Here is a 15,283-nt window from a genome sequence, read left to right on the forward strand (position 1 = left end):
GTGCTGAGACGCCTCTTCGAACGCGATGCCGATCACGAGGTCGAGATACCCGTCGGCGGACCGCTGACCGACGCCGAGCTGAAGGCGGGTCTGCTGCGCGAGGTCGACCTCTTCGCCGGCCTGACCCTGGACCAGCTCAGGGAGATCAGCCGCACGCTGCCGATGACGGCCTGCCGCACCGGCGGGCTGGTCACTTCGCCCGACGACGACGGGGAACGTCTGTACATCGTCAAGCGTGGGCGGGTGCGCCTCTATCGACTGACGCCGGATGGCAAGCAGCTGACCCTCGACATCCTCGACAAGGGCCGCATCGTCGGGCGCATGTCGTGGCTTGGCCAGGAGTTGAATGAGGTCTACGCCGAGGCGATCGAGGACGCGGTGATCTGCAGCTTCACGCCGGAGGAGCTGCGACGACTGATCGACCGCTTCCCGGGCATCGGCCTCAACATGATCCGCTACCTCTCGGAGAGGCTGGCGGTCTCCGAGCGCGAGCGCGAGGTGATGGCCTTCCGCTCGGTCGAGCAGCGCCTGGCCGCCCGGCTCCTTGAGCTGGCCGAGCGCTTCGGCCAGCCGGCCGACGGTGGCGTGGCGATCGACGCGCGACTGACGCAGCAGGAGCTGGCCGACATGATCGGCACCTCGCGCGAGACGCTGGCGACCACGATCTCCGCGCTCCGCGAGCGGAGCGTGCTCGAGATGCATAACCAGCGCGTGGTCATCCGCGATCTGGAGCGGCTGCGCGAGTTGTCAGGCACGTAGAGGCGCACGTGAACCGGCCCGGCATGTGGGGCGGATTACATCGTTCGGTGGCGGAACCATCCATCATCCGCGACATGACCCTCCCCACCCGAGCCATTCGGCCTCGCTGGCAGCTCCCGGATTTCCCAACCGCTCCGATGCCGGTCCCCTCCGTCGACCGCGACACGATGCTCGCGGCCGACCACATCGCCACCGACCGGCTGGGCCTTGGGCTGCTGCAGATGATGGAGAACGCCGGCAGCGAGCTGGCCGATCTCACGCGCCATGCCCTGGGGGGATCGGTGGCTGGGCGCAGCCTGGTCGTCCTGGCCGGGACCGGCAACAACGCCGGCGGCGGGCTCGTCGCGGCGCGGCGGCTGGCGGGATGGGGCGCAAACGTCTGCGTGGTCTTCGCCCGACCAATCCTGCGGCTGCGCCCGGGGCCCTGCGCCCAGATGGAGCCGCTCCTGGCGGCCGGCGTACGCACCGCGGTGGCCGGGCACGACCGCTCCTACCCCGAGCTCGCCGGCGAGGTCCTGCGAGCCGATGCGGTGATCGACGCCATGATCGGCTACGGCCTGCGCGGCGCGCCCGACGACGCCTACCAACCGCTGATCGGGTTGGCGGCCATCGGCGATGGGCCGGTGATCAGCCTCGACATCCCGTCGGGCATCGACGCCACCACCGGGGAACGGCCGGGCGCGGCCGTGTCCGCCCACATCACGCTCGCGCTGGCCCTCCCGAAGCGTGGGACCGAGACGGGCGGGGGCCGCCGCTTCGCTGGAGCGCGCTACCTGGCCGATATCGGCATTCCGGCCTCCGTCTTCGCGGAGCTCGGCGTCGAGGCCGCGCCGATCTTTTCCGCTGGCGCACTCGTGCGCCTCGACTGAGCCGTCCAGCCATGACACGCGTCCTGTTCGCGGATCCCGATCACGGCGCGCGGTCGCAGCTGGCCGAGGCGCTCTTCCACCATGCCGTGATCCTGGCCCCAGGCGTCGGCGCGAGCCGCTACGACATCGCGTCCGCCGGCACGGACCCCACTGGCTCGCTCGATGGCGTGGCGGAGGTCCTGCGCGAGGTCGGAATCGGTAGCTTCGTTCCGGGGCGGCGCGCGCTGGTGACAGTGCTCCAGCCACCCCCCGACCTGCTGATCACCCTCTGCGAGGAGGGCTGCGACAGCTGCCCCTATGTGCCCGGCGCCCGTCGCACCATGCGCTGGCCGCAGCCGGACCCCGACCAGGTGCCTGGCGGGGATCGAATCGGGCTGCTGCGCCACATCCGCGATGACCTAGGGCTCCGGGTCGCGACCCTGGTCGACCTCCCGCCGATCTGAGGCCTGATATCGCCTGTCAGCCAGCTTACGGCCAGCCGGTCAGCCACGCCCGACACTGCCAGCCACGACCCGGAAGCCAGCCGCAGGCAGGCATGGAGGCGAGGCGATGCTGGACACGATCTACACCCGTCGAGCCGTCGTTCGGATGCTGGGATTGGGCGTCGGCGGCGCCATCCTGGCCGCCTGTACGCCCGCCGGCCGCGGCGGGTCGCCGAGCGCGCTGGCCAGCCGGTCCCCGGCGGCCAGCCGCATCACCTCGCCCAGCCCCACGCCCGACAGCGCCGCGACCACGCTCGTGGCGGACGTCCTTGACTTCGAGCTGCGGGGCCCGTTCGAGTGGAATGGCGGCTCGGTGACGATGCGGCTGCATGCCGCTCTGGTCGACGGCGAGGCCGCCTACTTCGTGCGCACCGATACCAGCGATGCGGCTTTCGCCGAGCAGGAGGGCCTCGTCTTCGTCCCGCTCCTCTCGGCCGCGGGCAGCCTGGACGGGGGCACCGCTGACCTCTACCTCTTCGACGAGGGGGCGGCGGACCAGGTCCCTGTCCTGAGTTCGGCGCCGGGCATGGACGGCTTCACGCCACTCTTCCGGGTGACGCGCGTCCGTGCCTCGTCGACCGCCGTGCTCGATTCAGCCGCAGCGGTACAGGCGGCGGCCGACGCCGGGGAGGCAGAGCTCGAGCCGACGGACATCATCGTCAATTACCCGCTGGTCAAGTGGCCGGGCGGCGAACTGACCGTCGACCCCGAGGTGAAGCTGCCGCTCGCCAACGGGCCGCTGCTGTCGGCGCCTGACCTCGACGCCATGACCGTCACCTTCAAGCTCCACCAGTGCTTCCCGGAGAGCCGCTACATCCTGACCGATACCTCGGCGGTCCCGATGGCGCCGATGATGAGCATCGTCGGCTCGCCCGGCACCGAGGGCCTGATCGAGGCCGGCGCCACCAGCAAGATCACCGTCTTCGGCAATGGCATCCCCGGGCCCGGCGCGATGGGCTTCCAGCCGGCCATCTTCGGGGCCAAGGCCGGCGACCCCGCGTGGAGCCCGATGTGGGACCACTGGACGGCGGTCTGGAACGACGAGGCCGATGCGACCCTGCTGACCTCCCAGGCCGAGCTCGCCGCCGCGGAGGCTGATGGGCGAATCACCCTCCATCACGGCACGCCCGACACCGGCGGCATGGGCTTCGTCGTCAACTGCCCCAGCCCGATCGTGGCCCCCAACGACTTCGAGGTGACCTGATGCTCAACTGGGTGTCGGGGCTGTTCGACCGCTCGCCGTGCGAGCACCTGCCAGAAGCCGTGCCGAACCCGGCCAGCGATGGCTGCCAGGAGTGTGGCCAGGCTTTCAGCCTACGCATGTGCGGGACCTGCGGCCACGTCGGCTGCTGTGAGACGAGCCGCGGTCATGCCCGGGACCATGCACGCGACACTGGACATCCCATCATCTACTCGATGCCTGTCGGGCGCGGCTTCGCGTGGTGCTACGCGGAGAATCGCTACGTCGAGTGACGCGTGTCGCCGCACAGTTCGGCGGTATGGCGTTCCGAATCGGGTGCCGAGTTGGCTCGTCACGTGCCGGAGCAAACGTATGAGCATCAGCGACCTCGTACACGCCGCCTACACCACCGCCGAGACGTTCGACCGCGCGCCACGAGCACGGCGCAGGCCGGACCTGAGCGTTGCGGGCGGGCCTGCGATCACCAGGATCATGATCCGTGGCGCCGTCGCGGACGCCGCGGCAACCTGGCTGATGGACATCGCCACGACGGACGAATGCGTCGACGCGAATGGTTGGTCGTCCGAGGCGACGTTGACGCGTGCGCCTGCTCACTAGGCGATCGATGGCTTGGCGTCCCCGGCAGGTGTCGGGGACGTACTGACAAACATACCCATCGTCGGGCGCCGTGAGTACGAATCAGCGGATCAATCGGCATGAGGAGGCGGGCGCCCTCCGACAAGTCAGATGCTGCGCTGGAGCGACTGATCCGAAGTCCGAAGCCCGTGGGAGCCGCCTCGCTCCCCTATTTCGTGCTCAACAGAGCCGTCCGAACGGCCGGGATTAGGCTGAAATCCGGGTGAGTATGGTGCTCGCTTCCCGGAGGAGTCTGGTGCCCACTCTCGGCCAGCGAAGCATCAGATGCCCGCGTCCTTGTCGCGAGTCTGAGGCTCGCCGCCGATTCGTCGGCACCGGTAGTGTACGTCCCACGGTGCATTCACCCGAGGCGAGTGCGACTGCCACGACTGCAACACGCTTCGGAACCGCCTTGCTGCAAACGTGGAGGCCGAGTGGCGACCGCCGGTCCTCGGCACCACTTCGCACCGCGCGGCCAGGGACCCCTCAGACTCAGGTGACGAACGATTAACTTGCCCGACGTGATCTGGTGGCACTCCCAGACGCGCCGCGCGACGGTTGTGGCGGTGTAACGTGTTCGCGTGACTGCCGGCGAGTGTGAGTGCAGCGTCCGTGAATTCGCCGTGCCGGAATCATTCGAGGACTCCCGCCACTTCAACCAGGTAGTCAGCGAGATCGCCCGGGAGGAGTGGGCTTGCCGATTCACTCTTATCCACTGGGTTCGACCGGGCCCGAGTGCGTTGATCGTTAAGGTGGATCCCGGACCCTTGCTGCCACCTAGTTGACATCGTGGCGGCACGTGACGTCATTAAGCGGCGAACTTCCTATTCCGTCGACGGCACCTGCGGACCCCTACCGCTCCGGCCGCCCCGCCACGGCGTTCGCACATGGGTCCCGTCAAGCTCGTATGGCCGTCCGACGTGCGGAGCCTGGTCGACGGGCGAGGCCGGCGCGCGGCAGCGCTAGGTCTCGATGGCGCGATTGGAGTGGCTGGTGCGCTACCGCCCCGATTCAGCCGACCGGCGATGGCGCTTCCAACGAGGCAAGCCATGCGTCGGCGACGCGCGAGTTGACATTCGAGCCGGACAATGGGTTCAAACTTCGAGTACGCGTGTACTTGCGCTCGCGATTGCGCTCCGCTATCACGTTTGGAGGCAACGGGTGACCGGTTTCCCGCAAGACGGCTTCGATCTCGTCGTGGAGCCCCGGCGACCGCGAGGTCTCGCGCCCGATCGTTGGCGGGCCGCCTTCGGCTGACGTGCTCCAACGGCGATACGTTTGCGACGGGACGTAGTCGCTTCCGCAGGTCGAGGTGTCCGCTGCTCTGTGGGCCCGGATCCCTTCTGGGCGATCAGACGGGGCAGCAGAACATTCGTCTGGCGCTGCGTTTCAATCAACAGATCGAGGCGCTCGAGTAGAGGCGAACCACCTTCATCAGCGGAACTGAGCCAAGCGGGAAGTTCATCGTCGATCAGAGTACCGCGACCGCAACCGAGTTGATCATCCAGAGTGTTTGTTGCGGTGGCGACGTCCTGAGTCGAAGTCAGGTCATTGGCGTCCTGCCGGAGGCAACGCCGCGGCGCACGTCGGAGCGGGTGCAGCAGCACTCATGAGCGACGCGGTCGAGCTTGCTCCTCCAGCGGCCGAGTCTGGGCTGGTGTCGGTTCGGGTCTCGCTGTTCGAGGAGCCGGACTCGGTGGCCAGGGTCACGCACGCCATCGCCGCAGCCGGTGGGCGGGTGCGCACCCTGCTGACCCTCCGCACCCTGCCCGACGTTGAGGTCGTGGAGCTGGAGCTGTGCGTGGAGCAACTCAACGGGCATTCGGTGGCAATGGCCCTGAGCCCGGGACGCGATCCAAGCCGTCGGGAAAGACATCGAGCCCGGTACAGAGAGGACCGCCCACCAGCACTTGGCCATGGCGGTCACGCAGTCGATCGGCGGTTCCCAGCAACCGCAGCCGATGCCCCGAGCCGACGAGCGCCGGCCGCAGCGCCGTATGGATCCCCGCATCGAGAATCGCCACCGTGCGATCCCCCACCTCCTTCACATCCAGCACGCGCGCGAGCACCACGCCGGCCGGACCGACCAGGTACCGGCCCGGCTCGAGCAACACCGGCAGGTCGGCCAGGTCGGGATCCGCGCACCAGCCCGCCGCCAGCGTGGCGAGCCGCTGGCCCAGCCGATCCAGGTCGAGCGGCTTATCATCGTCGCCATACGGGATGCCCAGCCCTCCGCCGGCGTCGACCAGCTGCAGCCGGAAGCCGATGCGACGCGCCAGGCGCGCGGCCAGCTCGACGGTGCGGGCCACGTGGGCGGCGATGGTGTCGGCGTCACGCACGTTCGAGGCGCCAAAGGCGTGCAGGCCCATCAGGTCGATCCACGGCGAGTCACACGCCTCGCGTGCCACCGCCTCCAGCTCGCTCGGATCGATCCCGAACTTGCGCCATCCCCCGGCCAGGATCGGCGTGTCCTCACCATCGCCCCGGACCGCGACCCGCAGCAGGACCGGGACGCGCCGGCCCGCGCTGGCCGCAATCTGCTCGAGGCGCCCCAACTCCCCGGCCGACTCGAGAGTGACGGCGCGCAGCCCGGCCCCGACCCCTGCGGTCAGCTCCGCATCGGTCTTGCCCGGCCCGGTGAACACCACCCGCGCCGGATCGAAGCCGGCGCGCAGCGCCGCAGCCAGTTCGCCGCCCGATGCGATGTCCAGGCCGAGGCCGAGCTCCCGCATCGCGGACAGCACCGCCAGCGCAGGGTTGGCCTTGGCGGCGTAGGCCAGCTCGAAGCACGGCGGCAGCGCGGCGCGCAGCGCCCGAACCCGGGCCGTGACGACGTCGAAGTCGTAGACGTAGAGCGGCGTGCCGAAACTGATGGCCAGCTCCTCGGCCTCGATGCCGGCGATGCGACCACCATCGATGGCGATCGCGCTCATCGCAGCGCCGCCTCGATGGCGACGCGCGCATCGCTCCGATCGTCGCGGTATTTGACGATGGCGGCGGCCGCGAGGGTCACGCCGTGCTCGGCCGCGAAGACGCCCCGGGCGCGACGCACCGCCGGCACCACCACCGCCCCGGGCGGCACGGCGAGTGGCGCGTCGGGCGTGCCGTCGAGCACCTCGTTGGCGACGAGGTCGTAGAGGCGACTGGTGCCGGTCAGGATGACCCCGGCAGCGATCACCGCCCGGCTGCCGACCAGCACGCCGTCAAACAGCCCGGCCAGGCCGCCGACGAAGGCATCGTCCTCCACGATCACCGGCCGCGCGCCCGGCGGCTCGAGCACGCCGCCGATCTGCGCCCCGGCGGCCAGGTGCACCCGCGCCCCGATCTGGGCGCAGGAGCCGACCAGCACGTGCGAGTCGACCATCGCGTCCGGGCCGATCCAGGCGCCGATGTTGACGTAGGCCGGCGGCATCACCACCACTCCCGGGGACAGGTGCGCCCCGGCGCGGATGACCGTGCCGCCGGGCACGACGCGCACGCCCTCGGGAACGTCCGAACGCGGCGGCAGCGCGGCCCGGTCGCGGAACTGAAAGACGCCACCGGCCGACGAGTCGGCGACGTCGCGGAGCGCGAAGCGCGACACGATCGCCGAGCGCAGGTCGGTGTCCACGACCCAACCGCCGGGCGCTGCGGGATCCGGCCATGCCGCGCGAGCCCGCCCGGACTCCAGGTCGGCCAGCAGCGTATCGGTCCCGGTCATGCCTGGCTCGCCGCCAGCGATCGCAGAGCGGGCACGCCGGCCTCGCGCAGCGCGCTGGCCATGGCGCCCACGCCAGCGTCGTCGAGCGCAAGCAGCGGCAGGCGCAGATGGTTCTCAATCAGGCCCATCGCCGCCAAGGCGGCCTTGACCGGCGCGGGGTTGGGGGCACCGGCGAAGTTGGCGCGGAACAGCGGCAGCAAGCGCTCGTGGATCTGTCGCGCCGCCGACCAGTCGCCGGCATCGGCCGCGGCGCACAGCGCGACCATCTCGGCCGGCACCTCGTTGGAGGCGACCGACACCACCCCGTCCCCGCCGAGGGCCAGCACCGGCAGGGTCCAGGCGTCGTCGCCGGCGAGGACCGCGAAGCCATCGGGCCGGTCGCGGCAGATCAGTGCGATCTGGTCGAGGTTGCCCGAGGCCTCCTTGACCCCGACGATGCGCTCGTGGGCGGCCAGCTCGAGCAGCGTGGCGGCCTCGACGTTCGTGGCCGTGCGCGAGGGCACGTTGTAGACGACCACGGGCAGGCCGCCCTCGTCGGCGACCGCGGTGTAGTGGGCGGCCAGCATGGCCTGGTTGGGTCGGTTGTAGTAGGGCGCCACGACCAGGGCAACATCGGCGCCGAGCTCGGCGGCGCGGCGGGTGGCGGCGATGGTGGCGGCCGTGTCGTTGGTGCCCGTGCCGGCCAGCACGGTCGGGCGCGCATCACCCGTGACTCGCCCGGCGGCGGCCACGCTGAGCTCGATGAGCCGATCGCGCTCGTTGGGGCTGAGGGTCGGCGACTCGCCGGTCGTGCCGCACGGCACCAGGCCGGCGATGCCTCCGCCGACCTGTGCGTCGAGCAGGCGCCCGAAGGCGGGCTCATCGAGCGCGCCGTCGGCGGTGAAAGGGGTGACGAGCGCGGTGAAGGCGCCATGAAGGCGCGTGCGCGACGCGCGAATCGGGATCCGGGCTGGGTAGGTGGTCATGAGATGCTCCTGTTGGCTTCACCGATGGCGACCGCCGGCGAAACCTCGCCACGGGTCGAATGGATGGGATCGCCGACGAGCTCGTCGACGACCGAATCGAATGGGTGCAGGCCGGGCGAGCGCGGCTCGCTCAGCAGCCAGTCGGCGGCGGCCAGCGCCCCGGCGGCGTATGCGGATCGATCGCGGGCGGTGATGCGCAGCTCCACCGTCTCGCCCGGCGCGTCGAAGCCGACGAGGTGCATGCCCGGCGAGCTGCCGGCTCGGACGGAGGCGACTTCCAGCTCAGCGTGGGAGTGGCTCAGGCGTGCCGCCAGGTCGCGTGCCGTGCCGGAGGGCCGATCGCGCTTGGCGCGCCGATGCCACTCCACGATGAACGGATCGAAGGCCTCGATCCGCCCGTACAGCGCCGCCGCGGTGTCGACCAGGCGGCCGAAGAGGGCGGTGCCGAGGCTGAAGTTGGGGGCCCACACCCCCGCTGCAGCAGCGTTCCGCAGGTCGCCGTCGACGGCCTCGCGCTCGGTATCCCAGCCCGTGGTGGCGATGATGATCGATCGGCAACCGGCGGCCAGGGCGTCGGCGAGGTTGCCGCGCACCGCCCCGCCGACCGACGCCTCGAAGACGACGTCGGCCCCGGCCAGTCGGCCGGCCGGGTGTGCGCCGGCCGCCGGACGCCCGAGCAGCTCGACCCGCTCGCCGCGCCCTTCCAGGGCGCCGGCCAGCGCCCGGCCCATCGGTCCATCTCCAACGATTACCGCTCGCATGTGCATCGGCTCCTGTCTGCTGAGGAGCCTGCGAGTGCGGAGGCGGACACGAACAGGCCGCGATCACCGGTGGTGGTGAACGCGGCCCGTATTCCGAAGCCTCCGCGCCCGGAGGCTCCATGCTGTGCTAGCTAGATGGTCACGTCGCGCGCACGAAGCCTGCCGGACCCGTGCCGATCGGCCGGGCCGCGATGGGCTTCGACTTCGCCTCGAATGGATGCAACGTGATCACCGTCGGACCGTAGCAGGGCTGTCAAGCAAATGCTGGGCCTCGGTTTCGTTGATCAACGACTTCGTCGCCTCATTCGTCCGTTTCGCCGGTGGACGCGCCCTCTTGACCGATGCCCTACGGTCGCAGGTAGGGACCGGGGCGGGCAGCGACGGAACGGGCGCCGCACTCCTCCAGTGCGGCGGCTGTTCGCTCCGGCCCCATCCCCGCTCCGAATGCTCGCACGGACCAGAACGCAACAGCTTGTCGGTTAGTCATCGGTGACAAAGTCGTTGAGCAACAACAACCCCGAGGGACGGGGTTGACAGCGCTGCTACGGTCGGGCCATGCACGCGATCAACCCGACGCCGATGTGTATGCCCTGGCGGCCCCGCCGCGAGGTAGAAGGGGCCTGACCCCGGCGCACAGCTAGTCGCGTGCCGGGATCGGGCTGATTCCGGGGCCGCAGTCTCTACGGACTGCGGCTTTCTTGTTGCCTCCACGACGGATCTCGCGCCGCCACTCCTCAAGCGCGGCGCCCCTCCTCGGCGTGCCGCCAATCCCGGTCCTTGCGACCGGGCCTCCCGCACCGTCAGCACGCATTCGAGGTTCCATCCCATGGCGCTGTATCTCATCGAGATCCCACTCCCCCACGAGTTGGAGGCGCGGCCCGAGCCGGTCGAGCCGCTGTTCGAGCGCATCGCCGACGCGGTTACCGCAGCCGGGGCAGAGGTGATCGAGATCCAGGCCGGTCGCGACACCGGCCTGGCCTACACGATCGCCGAGCACAAGGACGGATCGCTCCTGGAGCAGGCGCTGACCGATGCCGGCATCCCCCACCACGGCAGCGCCGAGGTGCGCCTGGTCGGGCCCAGCCTGGAGCAGCTTAAGGCGCATCGCTCCGCCGCGCGCTACCTGGTCGAGTGGGACCTGCCGACGGGCCTGACCCTCGAGCGCTACCTGGACCGCAAGCGAGCCAAGGCGCCGGTCTACGCGCAGGTGCCCGAGACGACCTTCCTGCGCACGTACGTGTGCCTCGACATGTCGAAGTGCCTGTGTCTGTACGACGCGCCCGACGAGGCCGCCGTGCTGCGCGCACGGGCCGCGGTCGACACACCGGTGGACCGCCTGACGCAGCTCGAGCCTGGAGCGATCCGTGTCCGTGCTTGAGACACCGATGCCGGCGGCGATCGGCGGCGAGCTGACCGCCTACTTCGAGGGCCGCGCGGCCGAGGTGGACGCCGGCGGCGCCGGCGTGCGCCACGCCATTGCCTTCGTGGCCCGCCGCGGATTGCTGGACGGCGACAGGGCCGACCTCGACGCGACAATCGGACTCATCGCGGCCATCGCCTGGTCCGACCTGAGCTCGGCCTTCTCGCTGTGGTGCCATCGCATGGCGATCGCGTACCTCGAGACGCTCCCGCCGGCGGCGTGGCTGCGTCGCGAGGTGCTGCCGCGCCTGCTCTCCGGCGAGGTGCTGGGCTCGACGGCGCTGGCCGGCGCGACGGCGCACTACCTGAGCCGGGCGCCACTGTCGCTGACCTTCGAGCGCGACGGCGACGAGGTCGTGCTCAACGGCCGGCTGCCGTGGGCGTCGAACCTGCTGCCCGATTTCGTGTCGGTCACCGCGGCCGTCGATGCTCACGACGAGCAGCAGAAGCTCATCGTCGCCTTCGGCAGCCGCACGCCGGGGGTCGAGATCGACCCATACCCGCCGCTCCTGGCGCTGCAGGCCACCGGCAGCTCGTCGCTGCGCTTCCGCGACGCGCGCATCGGTGCCGAGTGGATCGTGTCCGACGACCTCGATGGCTTCGTGCGCCACATCCTGCCGACCTTCCTGCTGCTGCAGTGCGCCTTCTGCGCCGGCCTGGCGAGGCGCGGGCTCGACGAGGCCGCCGAGGCGCTGGGCGGCCAGCGCGAGGTGCTGCGTCCGGCGCTCGAGACGCTCCAATCCGGGCTCGCCGCGGCCGAGGTCCAGCTCCACACCTACGCCGGCCGCCCGGATGGCGAGGCCATCCCGCTGCGCGACCTGCTCGCGCTGCGCCTCGAGTGGGCCGGCCTGGCCGGCGAGGCGGTCGGGCTCGAGCTGAAGGCGGCCGGTGGACGCGGCTACCTGCGCAGCAGCGGCACCGCGCGCCGGCTGCGCGAGGCCGCCTTCCTCCCCATCCAGGCTCCCACGGAGGTACAGCTGCGATGGGCGCTGTCGCGCTTCGCGTAGCCGGCGGCTACAAGACCTACCACCGCGGCACGCGCGAGTTCGCGGTGCTGCGCGACGTCAACCTCGAGGTGCGCGACGGCGAGCTGCTCGCCCTGCTCGGCCCCAGCGGCTGCGGCAAGTCGACCCTGCTGCGCACCATCGCCGGGCTCGAGCCGCTGCAGGCCGGCTCGATCACGATCAACGGCGGCAACGGGCAGCGAGCCGAGCGCATCGGCATCGCCTTCCAGCAGCCCAATCTGTATCCGTGGCTGACGGTGGCCGAGAACGTGGGCCTCGGCCTGCGCTTCGCGGCCAACGCCGCGGTCGCACGCGACCGGCCGGTGGAGGCGCTGCTGGCCGAGTTCGGCCTTGCGCCCATCGCCGACGCCTTTCCCCACGAGCTGTCCGGCGGCCAGGCGCAGCGCGTGAGCCTGGCGCGCACGGTCGTCGCCCGACCGCGCGTGCTGCTGCTGGACGAGCCGTTCGCCGCGCTCGACCCGCGCACGCGGGCCACCCTCACCGCATGGCTCCTCGAGCTGCGGCGCAACCACCGCCTCACGGTGGTGATGGTCACCCACGACGTGAGCGAGGCGCTGGCGGTCGGCGACCGCGTGGCGCTCATGTCGGCGGCGCCGGGCTCGATCGGCGATGTGTGGGAGGTGGCGGCGGCGGTCCGGGCGGATCGCGAGTCATCACCCGCCCGGGCGCTGCGCCGCGAGATCGTGAGCCGCTACGCGACCGACGCCGGAGGGGCCTGACCGATGCACGCCACCCACGAACCACCGCAAAGGGGCACTCCATGACGCCGCGACACCACTCCCGCAGGGAATTCCTGCGCCTGGCCGGGCTGGCCGCGCTGGGCGCCAGCCTGGCGCCGGGGCTGCTGGCGGCCTGTGCGGCGCCGGGCGCGACCGCCAGCCCGCGCCCGACCGACCCGTCGCGCGGCGGCGATGTCGGTGCGCTGCGCATCGGCTACCTGCCCATCACCGATGCCGCCCCGCTGCTGCTGGCCCACGCGCGCGGCATCTACGCCGAGCACGGCCTGCGAGCCGAGCGGCCGACCCTCTTCCGCGGCTGGTCGCAGCTGGCGGAGGCCTTCCAGGCGGGGCAGGTGGACGCGGTCCACATCCTGATGCCGATGGCCATCTGGCTGCGCTTCGCGCAGGGCTTCCCGCTCAAGCTGGTGGCCTGGGACCACACCGGCGGCTCGGCGCTCACCGTCGGCGACGAGGTCCGCGAGCTCACCGACCTGGTCGGCCAGACGGTGGCGGTGCCGTTCTGGTACTCGATCCACAACGTGGTGCTCCAGCTCCTGCTGCGCGAGGCGGGCATCACCGCGCTGACCGAGGGAGCGGCATCGGCCGCCGACCGATCGGTGAAGCTGGTGGTCATGGCGCCGCCGGACATGCCGCCGGCGCTGGCCAACGGATCGATCGCGGGCTACATCGTGGCCGATCCGTTCAACGCGGTGGCGGAGGTGAACGGCATCGGCAAGGTGCTGCGCTTCACCGGCGACGTGTGGCGTGACCACGCCTGCTGCGTGGTGGTCATGCATGAGGACGACGTGCGCGACCGTCCGCAGTACGCGCAGGCGGTGGTGAGCTCGGTGGCCAGCGCCCAGCTGTGGACGGCGGCCAACCGGAGCGAGGCGGCGCGCGTGCTGTCGGCCGACGGCGAGAACTACCTGCCACAGCCGCTGCCGGCCATCGAGCGCGCGCTGACCCACTACGACCACGGCGAGTACGTGGCAACGGGCGCCATCGAGCACGCCGACTGGGAGACCGAGCGCATCGGCTTCCAGCCCTTCCCGTTCCCGACCTACACCACCGAGCTGGTGCGGCTGCTGAAGGAGACCGGCGTGGAGGGCGAGACCGGGTTCCTCGACGAGCTCGACCCGGCGGCGGCCCACGCGCAGCTGGTGGACGACAGCTTCGCGCGGCAGGCGATCAGCGACCTCGGCGGGCCGGCGGCGTTCGGCTTGGCCGACGGGCTGAGCCGCACCGAGCAGATCGAGGCCTAGCCATGCCTGGCATGACCCAAGCCGCGACGGGCGGGCCGAGGCGACGGCGAGTGGCCGCCGAGGCAGCGTGGGGGGTGCTGGGCCTGGCCGGCTTCGTCGGCCTGTGGTGGGCCTCGATCGCGCTGCTCGTGCCGCCCGACAGCTTCCTGGCCCGCTTCGCGCCAGCAGAGGCATTCGGCAGCCTGGCTGAGCTGGTGGCGTCCGGCCAGCTGTCCGGTCATATCGCCGCCAGCCTGCGGCGCATCGCGGGCGGCCTGGCGCTGGCGGTGGCGGTGGGCATCCCGCTCGGGCTGGCGATCGGCGGCATCGGGGTTCTCGGCCAGGCCACCGGGCCGGTCTTCGGGTTCGTGCGCATGATCTCGCCGCTGGCCTGGACCCCGCTGGCGATCATCCTGTTCGGCGTGGGCGACGCGCCGGTCTATTTCCTGATCGCCATCGGGGCGATGTGGCCGATCGTGCTGAACACCGCGTCCGGCGTGGCCGGCCTGGAGCGGGGCTGGCTGATGGTGGCCCATAGCCTGGGCGGCTCGCGCCGCGAGATCCTGCGGCACGTGGTCTGGCCGGGGGTGCGCGGGCAGGTGCTGACCGGGTTGCGACTGGCGACCGGCCTCGCCTGGATCATCCTGGTGCCGGCCGAGATGCTGGGCGTCGACTCCGGGCTGGGCTACTTCATCCTCGACGCGCGCGATCGGTTCGCCTACGACGAGCTGGTGGCGGCCATCATCGTGATCGGCGCCCTCGGATTCGCGATCGACCTGATCGCGCGGCGGCTCTTCGCCGTGCGGCGCCGCGCACCGGCTCGGGGATCGGCCGCACGCCATGTCCTGGCCGAGGCAACGCCGCGGCGCGCGACGGAACGGGTGCATCAGCACTCATGAGCGACCCGGTCGGCCTGGCTCCCTCGCCGCCCAGGAGTGGGATGGTGTCTGTTCACGTCGCGCTGTTCGAGCAACCGGACTCGGTGGCCAGGCTGGCGCAGGCCATCGGGGCAGCCGGCGGCCGCGTGCACACCCTGTCGATTCTCCGCACCCTGCCCGACGTCGATGTCGTGGAGCTGGAGCTCACCGTCGAGCAGCTCAGCGGGCATTCGGTGGCGACGGCCCTGAGCGCCGTGAAGGGGGTCCTGCAGGTTGCGCCGCCAACCGGTGCGCCCATGCTGGAGAGGCGACTGACCCGCGTCGGCGGAAGTGTCCGGTGGCCCGAAGGCTGGCGTGCCGGACGGTAGCGCCGGTAGGATCGGGCCGGGTGCCGTGCGGAGGGGTCCTGACAGGCAGTCAGACACTCGGGCGTGGACTGCGTGTCGTCACAAGACCTCTCAGTCTGAACAAGCTGTATCACGCCGGGCCAGCCGTTTACCCGCGCGTCGTGAAATCAATCCGTTATCAAGCAGGAGCCAGCGCAGCGGCGGACGGCGACGAGTCAGGTCGACGGCGTCTCGGGGGCAGCGGGCGGCGGCAGGAAGGCGCCAACCAGCGCCCCGGCCACGGCCAGGCCGAGGATGATCCA

16 protein-coding genes are annotated in these 15,283 nt (G+C 71.1%); 12 read left to right on the forward strand and 4 right to left on the reverse strand.

All coding sequences use genetic code 11. The features are described from left to right. The 6 genes from WEB29_08310 (at position 1) to WEB29_08335 (ending at position 3,908) form a co-directional block, all read left to right on the forward strand. Entirely contained in the window at positions 1 to 759 is a 759-nt protein-coding gene (locus WEB29_08310; GenBank protein ID MEX2136936.1) for a Crp/Fnr family transcriptional regulator, read from the forward strand. A gap of 74 nt (positions 760 to 833) precedes the next feature. Next, positions 834 to 1,628 carry an NAD(P)H-hydrate epimerase gene (locus tag WEB29_08315; GenBank protein MEX2136937.1) on the forward strand — a complete coding sequence of 265 codons (795 nt, stop codon included), beginning with the start codon at positions 834 to 836 and terminating at the stop codon, positions 1,626 to 1,628. Between the two features lie 11 nt (positions 1,629 to 1,639). Beyond that, positions 1,640 to 2,071 carry a hypothetical protein gene (locus WEB29_08320; protein ID MEX2136938.1) on the forward strand — a complete coding sequence of 144 codons (432 nt, stop codon included), beginning with the start codon at positions 1,640 to 1,642 and terminating at the stop codon, positions 2,069 to 2,071. 106 nt (positions 2,072 to 2,177) lie between these two features. Continuing rightward, complete coding sequence (locus WEB29_08325; protein ID MEX2136939.1) at positions 2,178 to 3,314, forward strand: hypothetical protein; 1,137 nt, start codon at positions 2,178 to 2,180, stop codon at positions 3,312 to 3,314. Next, entirely contained in the window at positions 3,314 to 3,583 is a 270-nt protein-coding gene (locus tag WEB29_08330) for a UBP-type zinc finger domain-containing protein (GenBank protein ID MEX2136940.1), read from the forward strand. The genes WEB29_08325 and WEB29_08330 overlap by 1 nt, the downstream gene beginning before the upstream one ends. 79 nt (positions 3,584 to 3,662) lie before the next feature. Next, positions 3,663 to 3,908: a hypothetical protein gene (locus tag WEB29_08335; GenBank protein MEX2136941.1), complete on the forward strand. Its 246-nt coding sequence runs from the start codon at positions 3,663 to 3,665 to the stop codon at positions 3,906 to 3,908. A 1,829-nt stretch (positions 3,909 to 5,737) separates the two neighbouring features. Here WEB29_08335 and WEB29_08340 read toward each other — a convergent pair. Genes WEB29_08340 through WEB29_08355 form a run of 4 tightly spaced genes read right to left on the reverse strand, consistent with a single transcriptional unit; the run spans position 5,738 to position 9,352 of the window. Next, on the reverse strand, positions 5,738 to 6,859 hold the full coding sequence (locus WEB29_08340) for an alanine racemase (protein MEX2136942.1): 1,122 nt from the start codon (positions 6,857 to 6,859) through the stop codon (positions 5,738 to 5,740). Then, positions 6,856 to 7,626 (reverse strand): 2,3,4,5-tetrahydropyridine-2,6-dicarboxylate N-succinyltransferase, encoded by a 771-nt coding sequence (locus WEB29_08345; protein ID MEX2136943.1) that lies wholly within the window; start codon positions 7,624 to 7,626, stop codon positions 6,856 to 6,858. The genes WEB29_08340 and WEB29_08345 overlap by 4 nt, the downstream gene beginning before the upstream one ends. Beyond that, on the reverse strand, positions 7,623 to 8,591 hold the full coding sequence (gene dapA / locus WEB29_08350; GenBank protein MEX2136944.1) for a 4-hydroxy-tetrahydrodipicolinate synthase: 969 nt from the start codon (positions 8,589 to 8,591) through the stop codon (positions 7,623 to 7,625). The genes WEB29_08345 and dapA overlap by 4 nt, the downstream gene beginning before the upstream one ends. Next, a complete protein-coding gene (locus WEB29_08355; protein ID MEX2136945.1) occupies positions 8,588 to 9,352 on the reverse strand; it encodes a dihydrodipicolinate reductase C-terminal domain-containing protein in 765 nt (254 codons plus the stop codon). Before WEB29_08355 ends, dapA begins: the two co-directional genes overlap by 4 nt. 826 nt (positions 9,353 to 10,178) lie before the next feature. On the opposite strand from WEB29_08355, the gene WEB29_08360 reads away from it, so the two are divergent. The 6 genes from WEB29_08360 to WEB29_08385 are packed head-to-tail and all read left to right on the forward strand — an operon-like array spanning position 10,179 to position 15,002. Next, positions 10,179 to 10,730 carry a DUF4242 domain-containing protein gene (locus WEB29_08360; GenBank protein MEX2136946.1) on the forward strand — a complete coding sequence of 184 codons (552 nt, stop codon included), beginning with the start codon at positions 10,179 to 10,181 and terminating at the stop codon, positions 10,728 to 10,730. Next, positions 10,717 to 11,778, forward strand: coding sequence for an acyl-CoA dehydrogenase family protein (locus WEB29_08365; protein ID MEX2136947.1), 1,062 nt, complete (start codon positions 10,717 to 10,719; stop codon positions 11,776 to 11,778). The genes WEB29_08360 and WEB29_08365 overlap by 14 nt, the downstream gene beginning before the upstream one ends. Beyond that, complete coding sequence (locus WEB29_08370) at positions 11,754 to 12,515, forward strand: ABC transporter ATP-binding protein (GenBank protein ID MEX2136948.1); 762 nt, start codon at positions 11,754 to 11,756, stop codon at positions 12,513 to 12,515. The genes WEB29_08365 and WEB29_08370 overlap by 25 nt, the downstream gene beginning before the upstream one ends. Positions 12,516 to 12,556: 41 nt before the next feature. Continuing rightward, on the forward strand, positions 12,557 to 13,777 hold the full coding sequence (locus WEB29_08375; protein ID MEX2136949.1) for an ABC transporter substrate-binding protein: 1,221 nt from the start codon (positions 12,557 to 12,559) through the stop codon (positions 13,775 to 13,777). Between the two features lie 50 nt (positions 13,778 to 13,827). Further along, positions 13,828 to 14,655: an ABC transporter permease gene (locus WEB29_08380; GenBank protein ID MEX2136950.1), complete on the forward strand. Its 828-nt coding sequence runs from the start codon at positions 13,828 to 13,830 to the stop codon at positions 14,653 to 14,655. Continuing rightward, entirely contained in the window at positions 14,652 to 15,002 is a 351-nt protein-coding gene (locus WEB29_08385) for a hypothetical protein (protein MEX2136951.1), read from the forward strand. Before WEB29_08380 ends, WEB29_08385 begins: the two co-directional genes overlap by 4 nt. The last annotated feature ends 281 nt before the right edge of the window (positions 15,003 to 15,283 follow it).

Source organism: Chloroflexota bacterium, assembly GCA_040902225.1.
In the GTDB taxonomy this organism is placed as follows: Bacteria; Chloroflexota; Limnocylindria; order QHBO01; family QHBO01; genus CF-167.

Excerpts from the sequence above, each read along its gene's own strand:
- WEB29_08345 (MEX2136943.1), bottom strand. The coding sequence starts at position 7,626 with ATGACCGGGACCGATACGCTGCTGGCCGACCTGGAGTCCGGGCGGGCT.
- WEB29_08330 (MEX2136940.1), top strand. The coding sequence starts at position 3,314 with ATGCTCAACTGGGTGTCGGGGCTGTTCGACCGCTCGCCGTGCGAGCAC.
- WEB29_08375 (MEX2136949.1), top strand. The coding sequence starts at position 12,557 with ATGACGCCGCGACACCACTCCCGCAGGGAATTCCTGCGCCTGGCCGGG.
- WEB29_08315 (MEX2136937.1), top strand. The coding sequence starts at position 834 with ATGACCCTCCCCACCCGAGCCATTCGGCCTCGCTGGCAGCTCCCGGAT.
- WEB29_08355 (MEX2136945.1), bottom strand. The coding sequence starts at position 9,352 with ATGCGAGCGGTAATCGTTGGAGATGGACCGATGGGCCGGGCGCTGGCC.
- WEB29_08335 (MEX2136941.1), top strand. The coding sequence starts at position 3,663 with ATGAGCATCAGCGACCTCGTACACGCCGCCTACACCACCGCCGAGACG.
- WEB29_08340 (MEX2136942.1), bottom strand. The coding sequence starts at position 6,859 with ATGAGCGCGATCGCCATCGATGGTGGTCGCATCGCCGGCATCGAGGCC.
- WEB29_08360 (MEX2136946.1), top strand. The coding sequence starts at position 10,179 with ATGGCGCTGTATCTCATCGAGATCCCACTCCCCCACGAGTTGGAGGCG.
- WEB29_08320 (MEX2136938.1), top strand. The coding sequence starts at position 1,640 with ATGACACGCGTCCTGTTCGCGGATCCCGATCACGGCGCGCGGTCGCAG.
- WEB29_08370 (MEX2136948.1), top strand. The coding sequence starts at position 11,754 with ATGGGCGCTGTCGCGCTTCGCGTAGCCGGCGGCTACAAGACCTACCAC.
- WEB29_08385 (MEX2136951.1), top strand. The coding sequence starts at position 14,652 with ATGAGCGACCCGGTCGGCCTGGCTCCCTCGCCGCCCAGGAGTGGGATG.
- WEB29_08325 (MEX2136939.1), top strand. The coding sequence starts at position 2,178 with ATGCTGGACACGATCTACACCCGTCGAGCCGTCGTTCGGATGCTGGGA.
- dapA (MEX2136944.1), bottom strand. The coding sequence starts at position 8,591 with ATGACCACCTACCCAGCCCGGATCCCGATTCGCGCGTCGCGCACGCGC.